This window comes from Tissierella pigra, from assembly GCF_018917845.1.
GTDB classification, from domain to species: Bacteria; Bacillota; Clostridia; order Tissierellales; family Tissierellaceae; genus Tissierella; species Tissierella pigra.
The window spans coordinates 441,151-465,228 of the sequence record NZ_JAHLPJ010000001.1 but is presented as its reverse complement, the minus strand read 5'-3'; the positions used below and the strand labels follow the sequence as shown (position 1 = coordinate 465,228).

Here is a 24,078-nt window from a genome sequence, read left to right as displayed (position 1 = left end):
TAATTACTTAGGTCACTTTTTAAATTAGGTAGTTGACAAATGGTATTTTTTGGTGTACCGTTAACTTAATACACTAGTACAAATAAATATAATTTAAAGGGGGAAAATATGAAAAAATTTAGTGTTAAACAAAAACAAATTTCTGTACTTTTACTAGCAGTTCTATTATCTACTTTTTTGTTTTCTAGCATATCTCCTAATATTTCTTATGCTGAAACAAAAGATTTAAAGGTTGGAGAGACATATTTTGGATTCAAATTAATTGAAGAAAAAAAGCTAAAAGATTTAGATGGTATTGGTAGGATTTTTCAACATAATAAGACTGGTGCCAAATTACTTCAAATAGAAAATGATGATGAAAACAAAGCCTTTTCTATTTCTTTTAGAACACCAGTAGAAAACAATAAAGGAATTCCTCATATTTTAGAGCATGTGCTTTTAAATGGGGGTTCCGAAAAATATCCAGTTAGAAATCTCTTCTTTGAGATTGTAAAGGGAACTCTAACTAAAAATCTAAATGGACTTACTTATCCAGATAGAACTACTTATCCATTTTCTAGTATGAATGATAAAGAATTCAATGATTTAATGGATGTTTATCTAAGTGTAGTTTTCAAACCTGCTTTTTATAAAGATGAAAATTTCTTTAAAGTTGATGGATGGCATTATAGTATTGAGGATAAGGATTCACCCCTTCAATACAATGGTGTTGTATATAATGAAATGAAAGGATCTTTATCCTCTCCTGATGCTCAACTTTATTATTCCATAATTCAAAGTTTGTATCCAAATACAAACTATGCTTATATATCTGGTGGAAATCCTCCTGATATACCAAGTTTGACTTTCCAAGAGGTAAAAGATTTCTATGATAAATATTACCATCCTTCTAATAGTTATATCTATCTTTACGGCAAAATCGATATATTGGAAAAACTTCAATTTATTAATGATAATTATTTAAAAGATTTCAATAAAAAAGAAATTGATTCTATGCCTAAACTTCAAAAACCATTTAATAATAAAAAGGAAGTAACAGTTCAATATCCTATTTCAGTTGATGATTCTATAGAGGGTAAATCATCTGTTGCTCTAAGCTTTGCAGTTAAAGGAGATTCTAGAATCGATACAATGACTTCTTTCAATGTATTGACTTATATGTTGTTTAATAACCAAGCTTCTCCAGTGGTTCAAGAACTAAACAAAGCTGGTTTTTATAATATCAATGCTCAAATTTCTTCTAATTTTCTACAACCTTTTGTGACAATAACGGCACAAAATATCAATTCTGATATGAAGGACAATTTTGCAAAAGTTCTATTTTCTTCTTTAGAAGATATAGTAGAAAAAGGTATAGACAAAGACCTTATTAAATCTACTTTAAATGTTGTAGAATTGGATTTAAAACAACAATATTCAAGAGATATAAACACTGGGCTTATGTATAGTGATTTAGCAATGTTTAGCTGGCTATATGATGAAAACCCATTTGAAAGTATTAATATGGCAGATAGTTTTAGAAAACTAAAAGTTGCATTAGATAAACCTTATTTTGAAGAGTTAATTAAAAAGCATATTTTAAACAATAATCATGGTTCTTCAGTTCTTCTTCAGCCAAAAAAAGGTCTGATGGAGGAAAAGGAGGCTGCTGCAACAGAAAAGCTTAAAGCCTATAAAGACTCTCTTTCAGATAAGGAAATCGAAAATATTATAAAGGAATATAAGAAACTTCAAGAATGGAATAATACTCCTAATTCTAAAGAAGTATTAGATACTATGCCTGTTTTATCTTTGAAAGACTTAAAACCTAATATAGAAGAAACTCCTACCAATATTAGTAAAATTGACAATATAACTACTTTACACCATCCTTTATTTACTAATGGTATTGGTAGTGTTAATTTATATTTTGATACATCTTCTGTAAAACAGGAACAAATTCCTTATATAAATCTATTATCTGAAGTCTTAGGAAAAATGAGTACAGAAAAATATCACTATTCTCAGCTTCCTGTACAGGAAACTATGTATACAGGTGGAATCAACTACATTCCTAGTACATTTACTAAGTCAGGAAGTAATACAGAATATAGTCCTAATTTAAGAATTTTATCTATTGCAACTGGTGAAAATTTAGGTTCTATGCTTGAATTGATTTCAGAAGAAATAAGTAAAACTAAATTTAATGATAAAGAAAGACTAAAACAACTTATTTCCATGTCTAAGTTCAATGTAGAAAATCAACTGAATAATATGCCTACAAATATGGCGGCCATAAGAAATATATCTTATTTCTCACCTATTTTTAAATATAATGATAATTTAAATGGCTTTGGCTATTATGACTTTATATCTGACCTTGATTTGAATTATGACTCTAAATTTGAAGATATAGTTAAAAATCTTGAAGAAGTCACAAACACTATTTTCAATAAAAATAATTTAGTAGTAAGTATCACTGGTGAAAATGCTGAATACAAAGCTTTCAAAGACAATCTAAACACATTAGTTAAAGTCTTGGAAACTAAAAACTTGACTTCACAAGAATATAAATTTGATATTAAAGATACTAATGAAGCATTTGTTGCTCCAGCAGATGTATTGTATAATTTTGCAGCTTTTGACTTTACAAAATATGGTACTAAATATAATGGTAGTATGAAGGTATTAAACAATGTTATATCCGACTATTTATTTAATGAAATTCGTGTTAAAGGTGGAGCATATGGTGCTTCCTTTGGTATAATCGATGGATCTAATATTCTATTTATGAGTTATAGGGACCCAAAACTAAAGGAGACTTACAATGCTTATAACGGTACTGTAGATTTTCTTAAAAACTTTGATTTAAATGAGAAAGAGTTTGAAAAATTTATTATCTCATCTCTAGCAGAATATTATGTTCCAGTCTCTAATTTAAGTAAAGGAAATACAGCAGATTATTATTATTTTACAGGAGTTAAAGCTGAGGATTTAAACAAAGAGCTTACAGAAATATTAAATACAAAACCTGAAGATATGAAGAAATTTGCTGAAATCATTGAAAAAGGGTTAAAAGAAAATAATATTGTAACTGTGGGAAATGAGAAAATAATCAAAGATAATAAAGACTTTTTTAATAGCATAAAGAATTTAATAAAGTAATATTTATGAGAATGACCTCTGATTTTGTAAAATCAGAGGTCATTCTATATTCTCTAAAGCTTCTATATCTAATAATAAAATTCTCCTATGACCAATTAATTTTATGATTCCCGTATCTTGAAAGGCTGTTAGTTTTCTGCTAAGGGTTTCTTGGCTCATTCCTAAATGTGAGGCTAAATCTCTTTTACTCATTTTCAGAGCTATTTCTCCTTTTTCATTTGCCATATTGATTAAACTCTCTGCAAGTCTTTTTTCTACTCCCTGTAAGCTTATATTTTCTACTAATTTTTCCACCTTTTCAAGTCTTTGACTTAGTTCTTCCATTACTTTTAAAGCTATTGCAGGATATTTCTTCATTAAATCCTTTAGTCTATATCCATCAATCATACATACTGTAGTTTTTAGCAATGCCTCTCCATTATCCCTTAGGGGCAAATGACTAAAGAGAGACAGCTCTCCCATAAACTCTCCAGGTCCTAATACTCTAATTACCTGTTCTTTTCCAGAACTTGTAAAACGAGTTATCTTTACCTTTCCAGAATGAATTACATAGAGATTTTCTCCCCTATGACCAGCCATATATATCATTTCACCTTTTTCAAATACCTTTTCTTTTGTTATTCTGGCCACTTCCATCATTTCTTCATAGTTTAAATTGCTAAAAATAGGTACTATTTCTATACAATTCTTTCCTTCTCTTTTAAAACAATTGCAATCCATTTAAACAACTCCTTATTATGATACTAGTACTTTAATAGGATAATTTTTTATTTCATCAAACATAAACCATTTTATCTACACAGTTGGGAAGCATAATTATCTATACCCTATTTATATCATATTAATAAAACTTTATTGTAATCAATTTGTAATTCTCTGTTCCTTGAAAAAGCTATATAATTATGATATTTTAGTATAGAGGATGGTGATTATATGAAAAACTTAACTAAAAAGATTTCTTTATTATTACTGGTTGTATTAGTCTTAACTATTTCCTTTGGATGTACTCCTAATGAGGATTCACAGAAAAAACTTTACACCAATTTAGGATTTTTAGAGAGTAAATCAACTGAAGATAATAAAAATTATATTGAAATTGCTGCCAATGGAGAAAACATTAAATTAGAAGTTAGAGATAAAAGCGTGTTCAATGGATTAATAGAAAATGAATATTATATGGTGGCATATAATGAGGATAATACTCTAGAATCCATAGAGATAAATGAGTTTATAAAAGACTTAGTAGTAGATTCTATGAAAGAAGGTCAAGATACAGAAGAAGGAGATTCATTTACTATTTCTTCAAGTAAACCAGCTGACTTTACTGATATGACTTTACTTGATTCATCTAAGGTAGACTATGACAATGATGGAACAGAGGAAACTATTTCTCTTTATACCATTGCTGGAAGAGGACCTGATGGTGAAATGGCCTGGGACGATGGACAGAATTGGTCTCTAGTTCTTCATGATGGTGATAAGGAATATGTATTATTTGATGATTATATACAATTAGGTGGTTTACATTTCTATTCATATTTTCAAGATGAAGACTTTGTAATTACCACAGTTCAATCAGGTACTGCAAATTTAATTCTTAAAGAATATAGATTTGATAAGGAAAATGATAATTTTATATGTACAGTAAAATTCCTTACTAAAGGTAATGTAAATATGCTTCATCAAGCACCCCTTAAATACTAAAAAGCCCTATATAGGTACTAGTGTTGCATTAATGTAAAATTTAAGCTTTGACAAAATGGATGCTCTAAATACAGCATCCATTTTGTCAATATTATACTATATATCATATATTTACCATCTATTACGTATGGAAAACCAAGGCTAGAAAAGAAATACTTTTTTTAAAAGCTTAACCACTTAATAAATTTAAAACTGATGATTCTTCTAATAAATTTACTTCAATTATTCTACTTATTGAAATCATAGAAGATTTAATTTTCATTCTTGTCTTTAATAAAGCTAGTATTACATAAGATATTAATGCTGAATATATTTGTATTTTAACAGCATTTTGATTATGGCCTAACCATTTCTTTATTTTTAAGTTTTGCTTAACCCATTTAAAGAAAAGTTCTATTTTCCATCTCAATCTATATAATTCCATAATTTCTTCAGCTTCTATATCAAATACATTTGTAAGAAATCTTATTTCTTTCCCCTCTTCATCAAAGGTTAGAATTTCTCTATATTTATTATGTGTTTTATTTTTACTGTAATCAGTTCCTAAGGTGATTTCAGCATCAAATACTAATTCGTTCTCAACATAAGTTGATCTTATTTCCTCAATTACAGCATTAGTATTTTGTCTTGTAATGAACTTATATCCATTGTCAGTCAAATTATCATACCAATTATAATTATAGTAACCTCTATCAAAGAGATATAATGTATCCTTATCATCAAAAAAGTCATCAATACACTTTCTATCATTAATTTTTGCAGGTACAATATTTACTTTTTCAGGTAGGCTTTGAGATATATTCAATAAAGTACTAATCTTTATTCCTGATGACTTACCTTCAAAAAATAATTCAGGTGCTAAAGAGGAAGCTATTGTAATAACTGTTGAATCAAAAGCCTTAATTTCTTTAAATTTTTCATTAGATTTCTTAATTCCTAACTCCTTTTTAGCCATATTTATCATGCTATAATAAAGTTCTTCAAATATTCTATAGTCTCTATTGGCATTCTTCCTTGAAAGTTGTGAAAGGCTTGGAACATTAACTGTTCGTTGTAATTTTGGACTATAATTTAATTTATCAATTAAGCCTCTTAAGCTTTTCGTATTACTTAACTGAAGATAAAGCATGGAAAAAACATGAGATTTAGTGTTAAAATGTTGAATCCTATAATCTGAATTATATTTATTAATTATATAATTTAACTTATTTCCATTTATTACTTCTATTAATTTACTAAAAACTGTTTTATTATTATATTGAACCATAAAAAAGAACCCCATTTCATTGTTTTCTAGTCAAAAACAATTTAACACAAGGGGTTCTTTTTTTCATTATATAAATTTTTCCATGTCAACCTGTAATTATTTCTTTAATGCAACACTAGTACTATATAGGGCTTTTTATACTTAGCATTTCATTTATGCTTTCTTTAGGGACTGGTTTACTAAAATGGTATCCTTGTGCTATATCACATTTCATTTCTTTTAATATATTTAACTGTTCTTCATTCTCTACCCCTTCAGCAGTTACTTTCAATCCAAGTTGTTTTGCTAAAATTATTATGGTATTTGAAATCATTTTATTTTTATTGTTTTTTTCAATATCCCATATAAATGATTTATCGATTTTCAATTCATTTACACTCATCTGGTTTAAATAATTAAGACTTGAATATCCAGTACCAAAATCATCTATAGCAACAGCAATCCCAAGGACGTTTAATCTATCTAATATCTTCAATGTATGCTCTATATCAGATATAGCTATGGTCTCTGTAATCTCCAAAGTTAAATTTTTAGAACTTAGTCCTACTTCATTTAATATATCAATTATTTCTTTTATAAAATCCCTACGTTGAAACTGTCTTGCAGAAATATTTACAGACATCATAATATTCTGATCTAAATCAGTCCAATATTTAACCTGTTTGCAAGCTTCTTTCAGTACCCATTCTCCTATTTGAACTATTAGTCCTGTTTCCTCTGCTAAGGGTATAAACTTATCTGGATATAATAATCCTAGTTCTGGATGTTGCCATCTTACTAAAGCTTCTAACCCACTAATCTCTCCTGTCAATATATCTACTTGAGGTTGATAATGAAGAACTAACTCATTGTTTTTTATACCTTGTCTTAGCTGACTGACTAACATCATCTTTTCTAAGCCCTTAGACTTAATTTCATCTCCATAAACATAATAGGAATTTCCACCTAACTCTTTAGCCTTATATAGAGCAAGGTCTGCATTTTTCATTATGGAGTTAGAATCCAAACCATCTTCAGGATATGTGGATATACCAATGCTAGTAGTTAAATATAGTTCGTAATCCCTTATATGATATGGTTTTTTAAAATCTTCTAAAATCAATTTACTTATTTCTACTATATCACATACACTTTCAACATTATTTATTAATATATAATACTCATCTCCCCCTGTTCTAGCAATTATATCTTCTTCTCTTAAAATTTTGCGAATTCTTGTCCCCAATAATCTCAATATATAATCTCCTACATTGTGTCCCAAAGTATCATTTATATGTTTAAATCTATCTATATCTAAAAGCAATACTCCAAATATACCTTCCTGCTCTTGTATATTCTCAAATATACTGTTTAATGCTTTGATAAAATAAACTCTATTAGGCAGAGATGTGATTGAATCAAAATAAGCTAAATTATATATCTCCTTCTGGTGTTCAATCAACTCTTTATTGGCTAACTCCAATTCTTGAGTTCTCCTTTTTACTTCTCTTTGAAGTTTTTTATTATAGATATATAAAATAAAAATAATTACAATTATAAATGTTACAATAATTATTATTGAATTTCTATATTTTGTATAAATAGTTTTAATGCTTCCTACATCTTCTCCAAACCATTTTCTATATATTTGTTCATAAACCTTATTTTCTTTAATTGTATTGAAACCCTCCTCCAATACAATACTAAGCTCTTCATTATCTTTAGATATGGCTGTCCCATAAGTCACCGTAAGAACAGGTTCCCCTGCAATTTTAATGGAGTCTGTAAGTTTATATTTTTGTAAGTAATATATACCTACTAATTTATTTCCAACTACTGCATCTACATTCTTCATTTTAAGGTCTAGCATAGCTTCTTGTAAATTTGACTTTGGAAAAATTTCTACATAAGGTATCTCTTTTATATAGGGTTCGCTATAATCACTTTCTTGATAGCTTACCCTAAGTCCTGCTAAATCCTCTAAATTATTTATATTTACCGTTTCCCTATTAACAAATATTACTTGTCTGTCTATAATTATTGGAGGTACGAATTTATATGTTCTCTGCCAATCTTCTCTTTGAGCCATATATATCACACCATCAACTTGTCCATTTTCAAAAGTCTTTACTGCGTCACTCCACTCCATAAGAGTAAGTTCTATATTCAAATTCATCTCTTCAGCAATTGCATTTATTACATCAACACTAAATCCTGTAGGCTTTCCATCTTTATCTGTATATTGATAAGGAGGATGATCCTTGTCCCCACTTAATTTAATAGTATTGGTATATTTTATAGTATTAGTATCATTAGCTTCTGCAAATATATTTGGAAACGAAACTACTAGTAATATTAATAGTATTACAATTGTTTTTTTCTTAATCTTTGGATTCATAGTTATCCTTCCTCTAAGTTTCATTATTTATTATACTTTTGCTATATAATATTATATTGCTTCCATTGCTGAATTGTGCAAGATTTAATTTTATATGCGCCATTATATATTATGAAATTACCTAATTTTAACATAATTATACTATATTCGACAGTTATTTTAAATAAATATCTGGTTAATTATGTATTATAATAAATACACTTCATATGATATAATCTAATATTAGGAGGTGATATTTTGAAGACTTATTTTACTGTCATAATTATAGGGTATTTATTTGGGTGTTTACAGTGGTCTTATATATTAAGTAAAACATTTCTAAATGTGGATATTAGAACTCTTGGAGCAGGTAATGCTGGAGCATCTAATACAGTCATTTCCATAGGCTGGAAACTGGGAGTTTTAGTTGCAATTTTAGATATATTAAAAGCAATTATTTCTATTTTTATTATAAAACATTTATTTAAAATTTCCTTTATAGAAGAAAACTACTTTCTCCTATATTTAAACGGACTCTTTGTTATACTAGGACATGATTTTCCTTTCTTTATGAAATTTAAAGGTGGAAAAGGTGCAGCATCTCTTTTAGGAATGTTAATCGGCATAGATTATAAACTAGGAATATTAGGGTTCTTTATTATTTTAATCATAACTCTTGTGACTGACTATATAGCCCTTGGAACATTGGGATTAAACCTTTTTTTAGCTTTAAGTGCTTACTTGTATTATGGTATGAATTCTGTGCTTATATCTTTAATCCTTTTCTTCATAGCCATTTACCTTCATATGCCAAATATAAAAAGAATATTAATTAAAGAAGAAAAAGGACTACGAGGTGTTTTAAAAAAGAAAGCAAAAACAATATAAGGTCTTCCCATGGGAAGACCTTATATTGTTTTATAATTAATAACTTTATATTCTAATTATTTTCTTTTTGGATTTGCTATTTCAGCTTTTACTCTTGTGCCTTTTATCCTTGAACCATTTAATCCATCTAATACTTCGTCTTCATACTCACTTGGCACTTCTATAAATGTAAATTTGTCGTATACATCTATATCCCCTACGGATTTCTTAGGAAGTCCAGTTACTTCTAGTAATGCAGATAAGATATGTCTTGGACTTACACCTTTTCTCTTTCCAATGTTTATGTGCATTCTTACCATAGATGAGGAAGAACCAGAACCTTTTCCTTTAGATTTAGGCTTACTGTCAAAGTCTACCATATCTAATTCTTCATGACCGTCTAATTTATTATTAGCCATATAGGATTTTAATAATGCCGCTGCAATATCAAAAGAAGTATAATCTTCTTCAAGTAATGTTTCTATGATTTTCTCATATTTACTTAAATCTTCATTATCTATTTGTTCTTTTATCTTTTCTAACATAATAGATGTATAGTTTTCTTGTATATCTTTAAGTGTTGGCAAATCTTTTCTTGCTATTTTAGTCTTAGTATATCTTTGAATATCTCTTAATTTATAGATGTCTCTTCCAGATACAAAACTAAAGGCTTTTCCCTCTCTGCCTGCCCTTGCCGTTCTTCCTATTCTATGAACATAGTATTCTTCATCCTGTGGCATATCATAGTTAATAACCAAGTCTATATCATCTACATCTATACCTCTTGCTGCTACATCTGTAGCAACTAAAATATCTATAGTACCTTTTCTAAACTTGTTCATTACTGTGTCTCTTTGAGTTTGTTTCAAGTCTCCATGAAGTCCATCTGCAAAATATCCTCTGCTTTGAAGTTCCTCTATTAATTCGTCTACTTTTTTCTTTGTATTACAGAACACTATAGTCAATTTTGGATTATACATATCTATAAGTCTAGATAATATTTCAGTTTTCATATGTTGCTTTAATTCAAAATAAGCCTGTTCTACCTTTGGTACTGTAAGTTCCTTATGAACTACTTTAATTATTTCAGGATTAGTTTGGTACTGTCCTGCAAATTTCATGATTTCTGGGGGCATAGTTGCTGAGAAAAATATTGTCTGTCTATCTTCTCCTAATTGATTCATTACAAGAGCTATGTCATCTCTAAATCCCATATCAAACATCTCATCTGCTTCGTCTAATACCATCATATTTACATTGTCTACCTTTAGAGTCTTCCTTTTAATATGGTCTATTACTCTTCCAGGTGTACCAATTACAATATTAGCCCCTTTTTTAAGTGCTTTAATTTGTCTATCTATAGGCTGACCACCGTAAATAGGCACTACAGATATTCCTTTTTTATACTTTGCTAGTTTTCCGATTTCTTCTGCTACCTGTATTGAAAGTTCCCTAGTTGGGCATAAAACCAATGCTTGAACATGTTTTTCGTCTGGATTACATCTTTCAATAATAGGAATACCAAAGGCCGCCGTTTTGCCTGTTCCTGTCTGTGCTTGACCAATAATATCATTTCCCGCTAAAACTATTGGAATAGCCTGTGATTGAATTGGGGACATTTCTTCAAACCCCATATCCCTAATTCCCCTTTGTATTTCCTCTGATAAGTTAATCTCTTCAAATCTTAATTTTTCCATATATATATTTTCGTCCTCCTTAATCTATAACCTATTAAGTATACATATAATATTCCATAATTGCAAGGAAAATATTAAATTTTATCTGCTTGTTGTCTAGAGAAGTCAAACATATGTGACACAGACCTCTGAAAAATTTTCTCTGAATAATGCTGTGGTTTTCTTAAATTGCTAGTAATTATTTTGTCAAGGAGGAAAGCGATAGCGATCCTTGATTAAATAATTATTAGTAATACCATCTTAAGCAGCATTTTTAGAGAAGTACTCCTCAACTATTTCATTTGGCGTCTTAAAGTTAAGAATTTTCCTTGCTATGTTATTGTATTTGTTACTATATCTTCTAAATGACTTCTCCATTTCTTTATAGCTACTAAACCGTCTTCTGCTGTAGAATAATTCATTATCTATCCTATGACTACGCTCTACTATACCATTTTGCCATGGTGAATATGGACGAATACGTTTGTGTTTTATATCTAGCTTTTCTAAATACTTTTCAAATCTAGTTTTCTTATTTGTAATATCTTGATCATTAACAAATTCGATTCCATTATCAGTTTGAACCAATTCAACTTTAAATCCTAATTTATCTTCTAATCGTGTTAAAAAGTTAGATGTACTATATGTGCTAAGTTCATTAACTAATTCTAAATATCTCTTTCTTGAATATTCATCAATAGCTGTTATTTGGTAGTATCTACTATGATTACTTGCAAAACCAATACATTCATTTGGAACATATTTTACATCTATTTGCACTCTTTCTCCAGGATAAGTAGTAGCATCTTTACGATAATTAGATTTAGGATAACTAGCTCTTTTCTTGGCTACGTTTAATTTCATTTTTCTTAGCTGTCTACACATAGAGTCATAAGTTCTTTTATACCCTGCATCCCTTAACTTCCGATACACTTGTGCATATCCTTCATGCTGATGGTATCTATGTTTATGCTTTATTAAGTCCAACTCTTCTTGAGTATGTTGGTTAGGATGAAATTGTGGTCTTCTGCTTTTATTTGCCAAAGATCTTACATCTCCATCATATCTTTTTCTCCAACGTTGGACTTGCTGACGGCTAGTGTGGTATCTTCTAGCTGCTTTAGCATTATTATCATGTTTAATTGCATATTTAACTACCCTTTGACGAAATCTCATCTCTTCTGTTATAATTGTTTTCATAAGGAAAGATCCCTCCGATTTTTGTTTGTTATGGTAAACAACATTATATCAGAGGTCTTTCCTTTTTTCATATTTACTTGTCACAAATGTATTGTCTCATATCAAATATTAAATTTTATCTGCTTGTTGTATATGTTAGTATACCCTATTAATTATGATTTCCTACTTCTATTTACATTAACCTTATGTATTTATTTACCTAATTAAATCATTAATTTTATTCTATAAAATTAATGTGATAAATGCTATACTAATTATAGTAAACTATTGGGGAGGAATGGAATGTTAAAGGATTTAATTCAAAGTGGATTTGGAGAAGAAGAAAATTTCAATTGTGCTGAAAAAATATTATCTGGTGCCAATATTGCTTATAATTTAAATTTAAGTTCTGAATCTTTAAAACTATCATCTGGATTTGGTGGAGGTATGGCTATAGAATCTGTATGTGGTGCACTTACTGCTGGGATTATGGTATTAAGCCATAAATATGTGGAAGGTATAGGACAAGAAAGCGATAAAATCCAAGAAATAAATCAAAGATTCTTTAGAGAATTTATAGACGAAATGGATAACATTAACTGTTCCCATCTTAGAGCAGTTCATAGTAAAGAGGATATAGGATGTTTTGATATAATCTTAAAAGCTGCTGAAATATTGGATAAATTAATGATTAAATAAAAAACTAGACTATAATCTAGCTTTTTTGTATAATTTTTAGAGATGATTTTATTTAATGAAGGGAGATACACATGAGTATTTTAACCGTAACAAATTTAAGCCATGGTTTTGGCGATAGAGAAATATTAAAAAATGTATCCTTTAGATTATTAAAGGGTGAACACGTAGGATTAATTGGTGCCAATGGAGAAGGAAAATCCTCTTTTATGAATATAATAACTGGAAAACTAGAGCCTGATGAGGGTCAAGTAGAATGGGCAAAAAGAGTAAGAGTAGGATATTTAGATCAGCATACATCCCTTGAAAAAGGTCAAACCATAAGAGATGCCCTAAAAGGAGCTTTTAAATATCTCTTTGATTTAGAGCAGGAAATGCAGGAAATGTATTTGAAAATGGGTGAAGTGTCAGAAGACGAACTTACAGCTTTACTTGAAGAAGTAGGAACTATACAGGATATATTAGACCATAATGATTTTTATATCATAGATGCTAAAGTTGAAGATATTGCAAGAGGACTTGGTCTTGATGATATAGGTTTAGATAGAGATGTAAATGATTTATCTGGAGGACAAAGAACTAAAATACTCCTGGCTAAACTCCTTCTAGAAAAACCAGATATTTTGTTACTTGATGAGCCTACTAACTACTTAGATGAACCTCATATTATTTGGTTAAAGAGATATTTACAGGAATATGAAAATGCTTTCATCCTTATATCTCATGATATTCCTTTCTTAAACTCTGTTATTAACTTAATCTACCATATGGAAGATAAGGAACTAACCAGATATGTAGGAGACTATGATAATTTCCAAAAAGTCTATGAAGCTAAAAAAGCTCAATTAGAGGCAGCCTACAAAAAGCAACAACAAGAAATAGCTGATTTAGAAGATTTTGTTGCTAGAAATAAGGCTAGGGTTTCCACAAGAAATATGGCTATGTCTAGACAAAAAAAATTAGACAAAATGGAATTAATCGAACTGGCTCGTGAAAAACCAAAACCAGAGTTTAATTTTAAAGAAGGAAGAACTGCTGGCAAATTAATATTCCAAACTAAGGATTTAGTCATAGGATATGATGAACCTTTATCAAAACCACTTAATCTGAGAATGGAAAGAGGACAAAAGATAGCTTTAATTGGTGCTAATGGTCTTGGAAAAACTACTTTGCTAAAAAGTATATTAGGTGAAATTAAATCTGTATCTGGAGAAGTAGAATTGGGCGATAACCTTGAAATAGGATATTTTGAACAAGAAATCAAAGATAAAAATAATAATTCCTGCATAGATGAGATTTGGCAGGTATTTCCAGGACTTACTCAATATGAAGTTAGAGCAGCTCTGGCAAAATGTGGACTGACTACTAAACATATAGAATCAAAAGTAATGGTGTTAAGCGGAGGAGAACAAGCAAAGGTACGACTTTGTAAGTTAATCAATAAAGAAACCAATGTTCTGATTCTAGATGAGCCTACTAACCACTTAGATGTAGATGCGAAGGAAGAATTAAAAAGAGCATTGAAAGCTTATAAAGGAAGTATCCTACTTATATCTCACGAGCCTGATTTTTATAAAGATGTGGCTACAGATATATGGAATTGTGAAACTTGGACAACTAAAATATTTTAATAAAACAACCTTGGATTTATGAAGTATAGACTTCATAAATCCAAGGTCGTTTATTTTTTACTGAAAATATGTGTGATTGTAAATGCAACTAACCCTGCTCCATAAGCCATTAACTTCATATTGATACTTAAATTACTGTCAATAATTGATATATAAGTATACAATATAATAATCACTACAAACCTTTGATAAAACTTACCAAGAAAAGGCTTATCGTTATATTTTTTATTGCGAGTCTTATAATATATGAAAATGAAGAAAATAGCTATAACAAAGATAGTAAGATATCTTAATATCTTATTTGAAAATATTACACCAAAGGAATAAAGAGTGTATATAACAGCTCCTAGTATATATTCTAAATAATTTAAAACTTTTTCCTCTTTATTCATCTTTTACACTCCCACTCATTTTTATAGTTTAAATAATTGTACTAAATCGCTTAATCTAGTAGCGCTGGTTGCTTGACTTTCAGCAGCAGAAGCTATTTGTTCTAAAGACAATAAGGTCTCTTTCATTCCACCCATTATTTCTTCTGAATTTGAAGATGTATTCTCCATATTACTTGCAACATTTTGGATTACTGATGCTATTTCTTCAGTTGAAGCATTTAGTTCTTCAGACATGGCTGCTATTTCTTGAGATAAATTATTTACAAATACTGAATCATTTTCATAACTAATTCCTGTATCTATTAGTAACTCATAATCCTTAGTTACCTTATCATTTATAAATGTTAAAGTTTCTCTGGAATTATCAGATAAATTGTTAAATGCTAAACTTACATCTTCCACGACTTTTTGTATAGCCCCTACATAGTTATTGGATTCCTCTGCTAATTTCCTTATTTCATCTGCTACTACTGCAAATCCTCTACCTGCTTCACCTGCTCTAGCTGCTTCTATTGCCGCATTTAGTGCTAGTAAATTAGTTTGAGATGCTATGGATGCTATGGATTCTGCTATTATTGTAATCTCATCAACTACTTTTCCTTGTTCTATTGCATTTAATATGGCCTGTTCTTTTTCATCTAAAAGTTTTGCTGTAACTGTTTTAGATTCTTGACCTTGAATCTTTATTTTTTCCGCTCTTTCTTTAATCTTGGTTGATTCTACACTTCCTTCAGAAGAACTAGATGCAAGTTGAGTAACTCCAGAGTTTACCTCTTGTATTGTGGCTGTTAACTCTTCTGTAGCTGCATTTATCTCTTGTATATCATCTACTATACTTAAAGTATTATTGGATATTGACTCGAATCTGAAATTGACTTCTTCTATTGTTGCAGAAAGTTGTTGTGACGATGCAGACACCTCTTGAGATTCTTGAGATATTTCCATTATTGTAGATTTTATCTTATTTTGGGCCTCTTTTAATGCTATTATAAGCTGACCTAATTCATCCTTGGATTTAGACTCTTCCATTTCAAACCCTAAATCTCCTTGGCCTAAAGCTTCTGCAAATTTTAAACCTTTTTTCACAGACTTGGATATATAATTAGATAGTAAATATCCAAATAATAAAGCTACTAAAATTCCTATTGTAATTATACTATACATAAAAATCATTGTATTTCTATATATCAAATTGTTGCTTTCATTTTGGGCTTGTCCCAATTCTTGATTTATTTCTATTAATTTATTAATATCATTGATTACAACATCAACATATGGATCTAATCTTTTAATCTCCTGAAGTCTATCAAATTTCTCAGTTTTAAGTTTACTTACTATTCCATTACGTTCTTCTCTATATTTCATCAAATTTTTATTGAACCTTTCCCATGCCTCTGATTCAGTTTCTACTAGATCTCTAGAACCGTATGATTCTATTATGCTGGCAGTATTTGCCACTATATCATCTATCTCCTTAGCGTAATCTTCCACTACGACTCTATATTCTGTAGTACCCATATATTGAAGAATTAGAACAACATCCAATATATTTTCTTTTATTATATGTAATTCATCTATACCTTGTAAATAATCATCATACATTTCAGATGAACTATTATTGATTCTTTCAATAGCTAATGTTCCAAATGCTCCCATTGCAAATAATAATACTAGAATAATAGCAAAACTAAATATTAGTTTAAATTTTATTGAAGCATTTCTTATTATTCTCATTTCTATTCCTCCTTTTATTATTTATGTCATCTACTGCCCTTATAAGTCAGAACATTCAATATCCTAAAATAATCACCTCCATGGAAGAAGTTCTCTAAGATTTAGAATATCGACTCAAATCAGTTATTTATATAATAACAAATTTTTACAATGTAAACAATGATAAATCTGTTTCTACCTGACTATTCAACATAGAAAATCATTACAAAGAGCTGTTCACTCTAAGTTTTATATTTTTATTTCGACTCTCAAAATATATCTTTAATATTTGGAAATTTGTGTTATAATAGAATTGACTAAATATTTCGAAAGGCGGGATAACATGCGTTGGAGTTTAAAGGAATTATATACATCTTTTGATTCTAAAGAATTTATTTCTGATTTGGAGAAACTTGATTGTTTAATAGTAGAATATAGTAAATGGGCTGATGAAAACTTAGGCTCTAGTGATAATACAGTGGAAAAAACGGAAAAATATATTGAGTATTCTCGAGAGTTAAATTCATTGTTTTCAAAGCTTTCTGCTTTCGCTCATCTTACAAATACAGTAGAGGCCAAAAATGAAGATGCCCTTAAATATCTTGATAGATTAAGAGTAAAAGGTTCAGATTTAACTAAACCTGATGTACAGTTCCAAAACTTTGTGAAGGATATAGATAATCTAGAGGAAATAATAAATTCATCAGAATTATTAAAGGAACATAAATTTTATTTAGAACAGATTAAAGATAAAACAAAATATATGCTTAGTGAGAAAGAAGAAGTACTTATATCAAAGATGTCAAATACAGGTTCTTCTGCATGGTCTAATCTTCAAAACATGGTATCGTCAACTCTTATGGTAGACATAAATATAGATGGGGAAAATAAACAATTGCCATTCCCTGCTGCAAGAAATCTAGCATACGACAAAGACCCTGCAAAGAGAAAAGCTGGATATGAAGCTGAGTTGAAGGCTTATAAAAAAATCGAAGAATCTTCTGCCGCTGCATTAAATGGTATCAAAGGTGAGGTAATCACTACTTCAGCCCTTAGAGGATATAATTCTCCTTTAGAAGAAACTTTGGTTAAATCTAGAATGGATGAAGAAACTCTAAATGCTATGCTTACAGCTATGAGAGAATTTCTTCCAGTATTCCATAAATACTATAGAAAGAAAGCAGAATTATTAGGTTATTCTGATGGACTTCCATTCTATGAAATGTTTGCACCTATGGGAGAAGTTAATAGAACCTTTACTTATGATGAGGCTATGGATTATATAATCAAAAACTTTAGAACTTTCTCCGATAAATTGGCTGATTTCGTTGAAAATGCTCATAAAAATAATTGGCTAGATGTAGAACCAAGGGAAGGAAAAAGAGGAGGCGCATTTTGCTCTAACTTACATCCTATAAAGGAAAGTAGAATACTTTCTAACTTCAATGGCAGTTTCTCAAATATGACTACTTTAGCTCATGAGCTAGGTCATGGTTATCATGGACTTAATTTAAAAGATGAGAGTATACTAAACAGCAGATACCCTATGCCAATAGCAGAAACGGCTTCTATATTCTGTGAAACCATAGTTGTAAATGCAGCTTTAAAAGAAGCCAGTGATGAGGAAGCTTTAAGTATATTAGAATCTTCCATATCTGACGCAGGTCAAGTTATTGTAGATATATATAGTAGATTCTTATTTGAATCTGAATTGTTTGAAAGAAGAAAGACTCATGCTCTTTCAGTAAATGAACTTAAAGAAATAATGATGGATGCTCAAAAAGAAGCTTATGGTAATGGCTTAGACCACAGTATTCTTCATCCATATATGTGGTTAAATAAACCTCACTACTATTCAGCAGGACTTAATTTCTATAACTTCCCATATGCTTTTGGACTGTTATTCTCTAAGGGACTGTATGCAGAGTATCTAAAACGTGGAGAAGAATTTATAAAAGAATATGATGAACTACTAAATGCTACAGGTAAGAATAATATTAAAGACGTGGCTCTAAGAATGAATATAGATGTTCATGACCCTGAATTCTTTAGAAATTCACTAAGACTAATAGAAAAAGACATAGAAAAGTTTATAGAATTAGCAAGTAAATAATTCGTGAAATAATAATAGCTCCAATTTTGGGTATTATGTACCAAAAATCGGAGCTATTATTTATAATAGATATTCTATAAAGAATACAACTTTTGATAACATAGTTATAAGGGATTTTTTAATCAACGACATATTTTTCTCATCAACCGATTCATCATAAATATAGTTATAGTCCTCACCTACTTGAAGACTACCATTTATGTCCACAGATATTGTGTCTTTTAACTGTTCTGTAAAATCCTCACTATGGATGATTACCATAGATTCAGTATTGATATAAGAGCTTCTATGGTCGAAATTAAATGAACCTATAACACTTATATTATTATCAAATACATAAGTTTTAGTATGCAGAGATTCCTCTCCTTGAAATTCATAGAGTTTTATCTTAGAATCTATTATTTTATTCCTATGATTTGCGTATCCTGAAACTGCCAAGGGATTTGGACTTAATGCAAAAGAATTAGTCAATATATTTACTTTCTCTAAATCTATATCATACATATTTAGTTTATTCCTCATATTTCTTGAAGGTATTATATATGGACTTTGAACAAATATTGAATCTTCTGCATTTGAACCTAGTCTTAGTAATTCTTTTAAGCAATTTGGATCTGTGTTTAATCTACCTATGGGATTATGGACAAAGTCTATATTTTTAGTTGGTATAGTTTCATTATACCAATCTACACCATTTAAAATTTCAGGATTTTCATCTTCGAAACTATTAAATCTGTCTCTTAATTTCTCACCAAATTCTTGTCCTCTATTTTTTCGTTTATTTGTCATTTTCTTTACTGATGGCTTTGAATAATCATAATTCCATAAATCGTTATAATATTTCTCCATCTTATATATAACACTGTTGTCATTGTTAGAAGGATTATCATTAAATATAAGTACATCCCTATCATCTACTAATTCAATTTCTGTAGAATCCTGTAAGAAATATTTATCTCCTATATTTCGACCTCCTATAATGGCAATTTCACTGTCTGCAATTATAAACTTATCATGTAGTCTATTGTTCCATGCCCAAGGTGTGAAAAAATTAAAAGGCTCATAAAGTTTTAATTGAATATTAGGATGTTCTTTAAATGTATATATGGTATCACCAAGATCTCCTCTTAAATTATGAAATAATCCATCTAATAAAATCCGTACTTCTATTCCTCTATCTGCTGCGTCTAAAATACCTCCTAAAAAAGTTTCTGTTGATACCCCATCGGATAAAAAATAATAAGAAATGTCCAAGGAATTTTTAGCATTTCCCACAATGTTTAGCCTAGTCAAATAGGCATCAGTTCTTTCTTCTACAAGGACTACTCTATCTTGTCCTGAAGCCTCTATAGATGATTCATTTAAGTTGGTAAACTCTCCATATTGTTTTTCTTTAGGTTTATGAATGGCAAATATCAATATGGAAAATATAAATATATATATTAAGTAGATATTAAAAATCTTTTTAGAAATTGTTTTTAGATGTGTTTTTTTATCCAATTTTTTCACCCTCTTTAATTACAATTATTAATTTCATTTTATATATATTCCTAAAATAATAAAACTATTAGCAATCTCAACTGAAATGCTAATAGTTTTTATATCATAATTAATTTTAACTGTCAACTGCCATACGTTCTTTATAAATAGCTTTTTATCTGTGTTTTTTGATTTTTGAATTTAAGTCTCGAAATCAGAATTATTTAATTTTCAGTCTGCTTTAAGTTTATCATCAATGCAAATACAATAGTTCCATAGGCTATAAAGGATCTAAAATATTCTCCTAATGCTGGGTTTTTAAATATATTTTGTCCTGCTAAAGGTGATACAATAAATAAGGTATGGAACAAAAATATTCCTATAAAAGCATTTCTTATATTTGCCTTTCTAAAGGTAGCTCCTCCTGCTAGTAAAGCTGCTGCTGAAAATATATCTAAGTTTAAATGTCCTGTATATACATTTAAAACTCCAAGGTTTTGTATATACATTAATTGGGCTAAAGAAGCCAACAGTGTGGACAAGACAATTGATGTTCTTCTAGTCCTATCTACATTAATACCTAATTTCTCTGATAATACCATATTTTCACCTACTGCCTTAATATGGTATCCTATTTTCGACTTAGTTATTAGATATACTATAACTCCTACTAGTACAATGATTATTATGGGTATTAATGAGCCTTCTGCATCTCCTATTTTTATAGGGAGTATATTTCTATATAGATTTCTATAGTTTCCTGCATCTAACATACTTTTTACGCCTATACCTCTTGTAAGTAGTATATCTGGATTAAATGGCTTAATTACAGTACCATAACCTACCATAAATATAAGCTGATATAAATTTGTTCCTAAAAATCCTATTACCATACTTGCTATCATTTCTTTTCCCTTAGCTTTATTTAATATAGTTCCAATTATATTTCCAAAGATAATAGATAGTATTATACTAAATATTATTGCTACAACAAATCCTAATTTAGGTTCTAATCCCATATCTATTACAAGTAACATTCCTATCTGTCCAGCTATTGCCCCTATTGTAATGGAAAAATTGATTCCCATTCCTGCCATAATAGGAAGAATAAGAGCCAATAGAAATATTCCGTTTCTAACAAATCTATTATATAACTCTCCCAGTATGAAATTGCTGCTTACTTTAGCTGCCATAATACCTAAAATAGATAAAATCAAGAAAAATGACGGTACATAATAATTCTTATATTTTTTCATTTGTCTTCTTCACCCCTTCATATAGGAACGCATATAAAATAATTCCATTGGTAACTATCATCCTTATGACCTCTGACATTTCAGGTATTAATAGTACGTTGGCTACTGGAACTGAAAGTAAAAATGTAGTTTGATACAAATAAGTACCTAGCATAACTTGAAATACAGTTGCCTTTTTTTTAGATGCTCCTCCAATTAATATTGCTGATACTGCGGGAAAAGCCATCATAAAAGGACCATCATACAAATGAACAAATCCATAGCTTTGAGAATATACAATTATTCCTATTGCAGCTAAAATAGTAGAGAATATAATTCCATAGGTTCTATATTTGTTTATATTTACTCCTGATAATTTAACAAACACTTCATTTTCAGCAATAGCTGCCATGGTTATTCCCATTCTTGTTTTTCCAAATAAATAAACTATAAGGCATAATAATAGGAAGAATAATATTAACCCTAATGGAATAACAAGGTCTCCTATATTTATTTCAAGGAAACTATCTAAAATCTTACTGAAATAATTTTCTAAATTAATCTTAGGTCTTAATCCTTGTCCACCTACAGGATAAAGCATTTGTCTGTTTTTAAAAGGTGCTAAAGACCAAAACAAACTCATTATAGGTATAAAGGAAAAGCCTACAAATGTACCTACTATTTCCTCATTTCCTTTTAGTTTATTTAGTATAAATGAATAAATATATCCAAATAATATGGATACAACAACTCCAAAGAATATGGAAGTAATAAAGCCAATCCATCCAGTTAATCTGAATTCAATGGCTATACACATTCCAACTAATCCTGCTGATATTCCTATGGGTAGTCCAAAGTTTCTACCTGCTCCTACATTTATCATTGGTACTAGAGATAGTACTAAAACCCCATTCATTACCCACTTTATTAAAGAGTCGTTTATCATATCAATATATGATATATGGATGAATTTAAGACTAATTGTTAGAATAAGTAAATAGGTTATTATAATTAGTTGTGGTGGCTCTATTTTAAATTTAAGCTTCTTCATCCTCATTCAATCTCCTTCCTGATATTGCTAAACTAAACTCCTCACTATCAAAGTCCTTATGAAATATTTTAAATACCTTATTCTCATACATAACAGCTATACGGTCACAAACCCTTTTTAATTCTGACACTTCTCCTGAGGATATAATAATTGTTGTATTCTTTTCTTCATTTAACTTCAACAACATATCCAGTATAATTTCCTTAGAGTATATGTCGATTCCTCTAGTAGGCTCTCCTACAAATAGAATTTCTGGATTTATAGTAATAGCTCTTCCGATACAGACTTTTTGTTGATTTCCACCACTTAATTCTCGTATTTCTTGCTCTATATCTCTAACCTTAATATTTAATTCTTCAATCATATTATTTGAATATCTATATATGGCTTTATAGTTTAAAGGAGATAGATGTTTTAATCTAGGATATTTCATAAATTTATTTTGCTTATCATAGGATTCAAAGACTAAGTTTTCCCAAATACTATGATTTAAAAGTAAACCCATTTCCTTTCTTTCATTAGGTAAAAGATATATTCCTTTTTTTATCATTGCATTTGAGTCTTTTATATTCAGTTTTTCTCCTTTATATCGTACATCTCCATCCATATGATATAGCCCCATCAATCCATATCCAAATAGCTCTTGCCCATGTCCTGCTAATCCTGTTATTCCAAGAACTTCTCCTTCATTAATGTCTAATGAAATATCAGTATATATATTATTTCTATAGGATACTTCTATATTGTTGAATGATAATATTGGATTACTAGTAGATTTATTTTTCTTTTTTAATGTTTGTACTACTTCTTTTCCTATCATATCTAGTGCTAATTTATTAATATCATAATCCTCTTTTTCATACTGTCCAATAATTTCTCCATCTCTTAATACAGTTACTCTATGACATATTTGGGTAACTTCCTCTAATCTATGAGATATAAAGATAACGGAGATTCCACTTTTAGCTATTTCCTTTAAATGAGATAAAAGCATTTTAGTTTCTCGGGTATTTAATGAGGAAGTAGGTTCATCAAGAATAAGAATCTTAAGGCTAGTATTATCTATTTCCCTAGCTATTTCTATGAATTGTTTAAGATTAGAAGATATATCTTTTACTTTTATTCTTGAATCAATATCTATTCCAACCTTCGATAGAGAAACTCTTGCATCATCATTATTTTTGTCTACATCTACTATGGCAAAATTCCCCAATATCTTTGTACTGTCTATTATATTCTCTCGATTTATTTTTATATTGCTACTTATATCCAGTTCACCTAATAATGCTAATTCTTGATGTACCATTCCTATGCCCAGCTTTATAGCATCATATGTATTCTTTATTTCTACTTTTTTGTTATAAATAAATATATTGCCTTCATATCCCCCAGTTTGTCTAATGTGTTTACTACCAAATAGTATGTTCATTAGGGTGCTTTTTCCAGATCCATTGGAACCAATTATCCCATGGATTTCCCCTTCTTTAAGGTTAAAGTTAATATTATTTAATGCCATAATTCCATTAAAATCTTTAGAAAGATTTTCTACCCTTAAAATTTCCATAGTACACCTCT

At 29.3% G+C, this 24,078-nt stretch carries 17 protein-coding genes; 6 read left to right on the top strand and 11 right to left on the bottom strand.

Going from position 1 to position 24,078, the window contains the following annotated elements; all coding sequences use genetic code 11:
• Window positions 1-108 precede the first annotated feature (108 nt).
• Window positions 109-3,144: an insulinase family protein gene (locus KQI41_RS02255; protein ID WP_154442029.1), complete on the top strand. Its 3,036-nt coding sequence runs from the start codon at window positions 109-111 to the stop codon at window positions 3,142-3,144.
• A 39-nt stretch (window positions 3,145-3,183) separates the two neighbouring features.
• Here the strand turns inward: KQI41_RS02255 and KQI41_RS02250 are convergent, their stop codons facing one another.
• Window positions 3,184-3,864, bottom strand: coding sequence for a Crp/Fnr family transcriptional regulator (locus KQI41_RS02250; protein ID WP_154442027.1), 681 nt, complete (start codon window positions 3,862-3,864; stop codon window positions 3,184-3,186).
• A gap of 213 nt (window positions 3,865-4,077) precedes the next feature.
• On the opposite strand from KQI41_RS02250, the gene KQI41_RS02245 reads away from it, so the two are divergent.
• Window positions 4,078-4,848, top strand: a complete 771-nt coding sequence (locus tag KQI41_RS02245) for a hypothetical protein (RefSeq protein WP_154442025.1) — start codon at window positions 4,078-4,080, stop codon at window positions 4,846-4,848.
• Window positions 4,849-5,017: 169 nt separating this feature from the next.
• Here KQI41_RS02245 and KQI41_RS02240 read toward each other — a convergent pair whose 3' ends face one another.
• Both KQI41_RS02240 and KQI41_RS02235 read right to left on the bottom strand, forming a co-directional pair.
• Window positions 5,018-6,115 carry an IS4 family transposase gene (locus tag KQI41_RS02240; RefSeq protein ID WP_195838080.1) on the bottom strand — a complete coding sequence of 366 codons (1,098 nt, stop codon included), beginning with the start codon at window positions 6,113-6,115 and terminating at the stop codon, window positions 5,018-5,020.
• Between the two features lie 121 nt (window positions 6,116-6,236).
• A complete protein-coding gene (locus KQI41_RS02235) occupies window positions 6,237-8,492 on the bottom strand; it encodes an EAL domain-containing protein (RefSeq protein WP_195838074.1) in 2,256 nt (751 codons plus the stop codon).
• Between the two features lie 237 nt (window positions 8,493-8,729).
• Between KQI41_RS02235 and KQI41_RS02230 the strand changes: the two genes are divergently transcribed.
• Window positions 8,730-9,359, top strand: coding sequence for a glycerol-3-phosphate acyltransferase (locus KQI41_RS02230; RefSeq protein WP_154443093.1), 630 nt, complete (start codon window positions 8,730-8,732; stop codon window positions 9,357-9,359).
• 56 nt (window positions 9,360-9,415) lie between these two features.
• Here KQI41_RS02230 and KQI41_RS02225 read toward each other — a convergent pair whose 3' ends face one another.
• Together KQI41_RS02225 and KQI41_RS02220 are read right to left on the bottom strand one after the other, a co-directional pair.
• Window positions 9,416-11,035, bottom strand: a complete 1,620-nt coding sequence (locus KQI41_RS02225; protein ID WP_154443092.1) for a DEAD/DEAH box helicase — start codon at window positions 11,033-11,035, stop codon at window positions 9,416-9,418.
• Between the two features lie 240 nt (window positions 11,036-11,275).
• Window positions 11,276-12,214 carry a DDE-type integrase/transposase/recombinase gene (locus KQI41_RS02220; RefSeq protein ID WP_216584757.1) on the bottom strand — a complete coding sequence of 313 codons (939 nt, stop codon included), beginning with the start codon at window positions 12,212-12,214 and terminating at the stop codon, window positions 11,276-11,278.
• A 282-nt stretch (window positions 12,215-12,496) separates the two neighbouring features.
• On the opposite strand from KQI41_RS02220, the gene KQI41_RS02215 reads away from it, so the two are divergent.
• Together KQI41_RS02215 and KQI41_RS02210 are read left to right on the top strand one after the other, a co-directional pair.
• Window positions 12,497-12,892, top strand: coding sequence for a C-GCAxxG-C-C family (seleno)protein (locus KQI41_RS02215; RefSeq protein ID WP_154441909.1), 396 nt, complete (start codon window positions 12,497-12,499; stop codon window positions 12,890-12,892).
• Between the two features lie 71 nt (window positions 12,893-12,963).
• Window positions 12,964-14,520: an ABC-F family ATP-binding cassette domain-containing protein gene (locus KQI41_RS02210; RefSeq protein ID WP_154441908.1), complete on the top strand. Its 1,557-nt coding sequence runs from the start codon at window positions 12,964-12,966 to the stop codon at window positions 14,518-14,520.
• Between the two features lie 50 nt (window positions 14,521-14,570).
• Here the strand turns inward: KQI41_RS02210 and KQI41_RS02205 are convergent, their stop codons facing one another.
• Together KQI41_RS02205 and KQI41_RS02200 are read right to left on the bottom strand one after the other, a co-directional pair.
• Window positions 14,571-14,912 carry a hypothetical protein gene (locus tag KQI41_RS02205; protein ID WP_154441906.1) on the bottom strand — a complete coding sequence of 114 codons (342 nt, stop codon included), beginning with the start codon at window positions 14,910-14,912 and terminating at the stop codon, window positions 14,571-14,573.
• Window positions 14,913-14,933: 21 nt separating this feature from the next.
• On the bottom strand, window positions 14,934-16,646 hold the full coding sequence (locus KQI41_RS02200) for a methyl-accepting chemotaxis protein (protein WP_154441904.1): 1,713 nt from the start codon (window positions 16,644-16,646) through the stop codon (window positions 14,934-14,936).
• Window positions 16,647-16,968: 322 nt separating this feature from the next.
• Here KQI41_RS02200 and KQI41_RS02195 point away from each other — a divergent pair, with 322 nt between their 5' ends.
• Window positions 16,969-18,738 carry a M3 family oligoendopeptidase gene (locus KQI41_RS02195; RefSeq protein ID WP_154441902.1) on the top strand — a complete coding sequence of 590 codons (1,770 nt, stop codon included), beginning with the start codon at window positions 16,969-16,971 and terminating at the stop codon, window positions 18,736-18,738.
• A gap of 60 nt (window positions 18,739-18,798) precedes the next feature.
• Here the strand turns inward: KQI41_RS02195 and KQI41_RS02190 are convergent, their stop codons facing one another.
• From KQI41_RS02190 to KQI41_RS02175, 4 genes are all read right to left on the bottom strand, one after another.
• Window positions 18,799-20,238, bottom strand: coding sequence for a phospholipase D-like domain-containing protein (locus KQI41_RS02190; RefSeq protein ID WP_154441900.1), 1,440 nt, complete (start codon window positions 20,236-20,238; stop codon window positions 18,799-18,801).
• Window positions 20,239-20,441: 203 nt separating this feature from the next.
• Window positions 20,442-21,473 carry an ABC transporter permease subunit gene (locus tag KQI41_RS02185; RefSeq protein ID WP_154441898.1) on the bottom strand — a complete coding sequence of 344 codons (1,032 nt, stop codon included), beginning with the start codon at window positions 21,471-21,473 and terminating at the stop codon, window positions 20,442-20,444.
• Window positions 21,460-22,503 (bottom strand): ABC transporter permease subunit, encoded by a 1,044-nt coding sequence (locus KQI41_RS02180; protein WP_154441896.1) that lies wholly within the window; start codon window positions 22,501-22,503, stop codon window positions 21,460-21,462. The genes KQI41_RS02185 and KQI41_RS02180 overlap by 14 nt, the downstream gene beginning before the upstream one ends.
• Window positions 22,490-24,067, bottom strand: a complete 1,578-nt coding sequence (locus KQI41_RS02175) for a sugar ABC transporter ATP-binding protein (RefSeq protein ID WP_154441894.1) — start codon at window positions 24,065-24,067, stop codon at window positions 22,490-22,492. The genes KQI41_RS02180 and KQI41_RS02175 overlap by 14 nt, the downstream gene beginning before the upstream one ends.
• Window positions 24,068-24,078: the final 11 nt, after the last annotated feature.

What these genes read in the sequence shown, in the direction of transcription:
- KQI41_RS02245 (WP_154442025.1), top strand. Translation starts at nt 4,078, where the DNA reads ATGAAAAACTTAACTAAAAAGATTTCTTTATTATTACTGGTTGTATTA.
- KQI41_RS02240 (WP_195838080.1), bottom strand. Translation starts at nt 6,115, where the DNA reads ATGGTTCAATATAATAATAAAACAGTTTTTAGTAAATTAATAGAAGTA.
- KQI41_RS02205 (WP_154441906.1), bottom strand. Translation starts at nt 14,912, where the DNA reads ATGAATAAAGAGGAAAAAGTTTTAAATTATTTAGAATATATACTAGGA.
- KQI41_RS02235 (WP_195838074.1), bottom strand. Translation starts at nt 8,492, where the DNA reads ATGAATCCAAAGATTAAGAAAAAAACAATTGTAATACTATTAATATTA.
- KQI41_RS02255 (WP_154442029.1), top strand. Translation starts at nt 109, where the DNA reads ATGAAAAAATTTAGTGTTAAACAAAAACAAATTTCTGTACTTTTACTA.
- KQI41_RS02250 (WP_154442027.1), bottom strand. Translation starts at nt 3,864, where the DNA reads ATGGATTGCAATTGTTTTAAAAGAGAAGGAAAGAATTGTATAGAAATA.
- KQI41_RS02195 (WP_154441902.1), top strand. Translation starts at nt 16,969, where the DNA reads ATGCGTTGGAGTTTAAAGGAATTATATACATCTTTTGATTCTAAAGAA.
- KQI41_RS02200 (WP_154441904.1), bottom strand. Translation starts at nt 16,646, where the DNA reads ATGAGAATAATAAGAAATGCTTCAATAAAATTTAAACTAATATTTAGT.
- KQI41_RS02180 (WP_154441896.1), bottom strand. Translation starts at nt 22,503, where the DNA reads ATGAAGAAGCTTAAATTTAAAATAGAGCCACCACAACTAATTATAATA.
- KQI41_RS02175 (WP_154441894.1), bottom strand. Translation starts at nt 24,067, where the DNA reads ATGGAAATTTTAAGGGTAGAAAATCTTTCTAAAGATTTTAATGGAATT.
- KQI41_RS02210 (WP_154441908.1), top strand. Translation starts at nt 12,964, where the DNA reads ATGAGTATTTTAACCGTAACAAATTTAAGCCATGGTTTTGGCGATAGA.
- KQI41_RS02215 (WP_154441909.1), top strand. Translation starts at nt 12,497, where the DNA reads ATGTTAAAGGATTTAATTCAAAGTGGATTTGGAGAAGAAGAAAATTTC.
- KQI41_RS02225 (WP_154443092.1), bottom strand. Translation starts at nt 11,035, where the DNA reads ATGGAAAAATTAAGATTTGAAGAGATTAACTTATCAGAGGAAATACAA.
- KQI41_RS02220 (WP_216584757.1), bottom strand. Translation starts at nt 12,214, where the DNA reads ATGAAAACAATTATAACAGAAGAGATGAGATTTCGTCAAAGGGTAGTT.
- KQI41_RS02185 (WP_154441898.1), bottom strand. Translation starts at nt 21,473, where the DNA reads ATGAAAAAATATAAGAATTATTATGTACCGTCATTTTTCTTGATTTTA.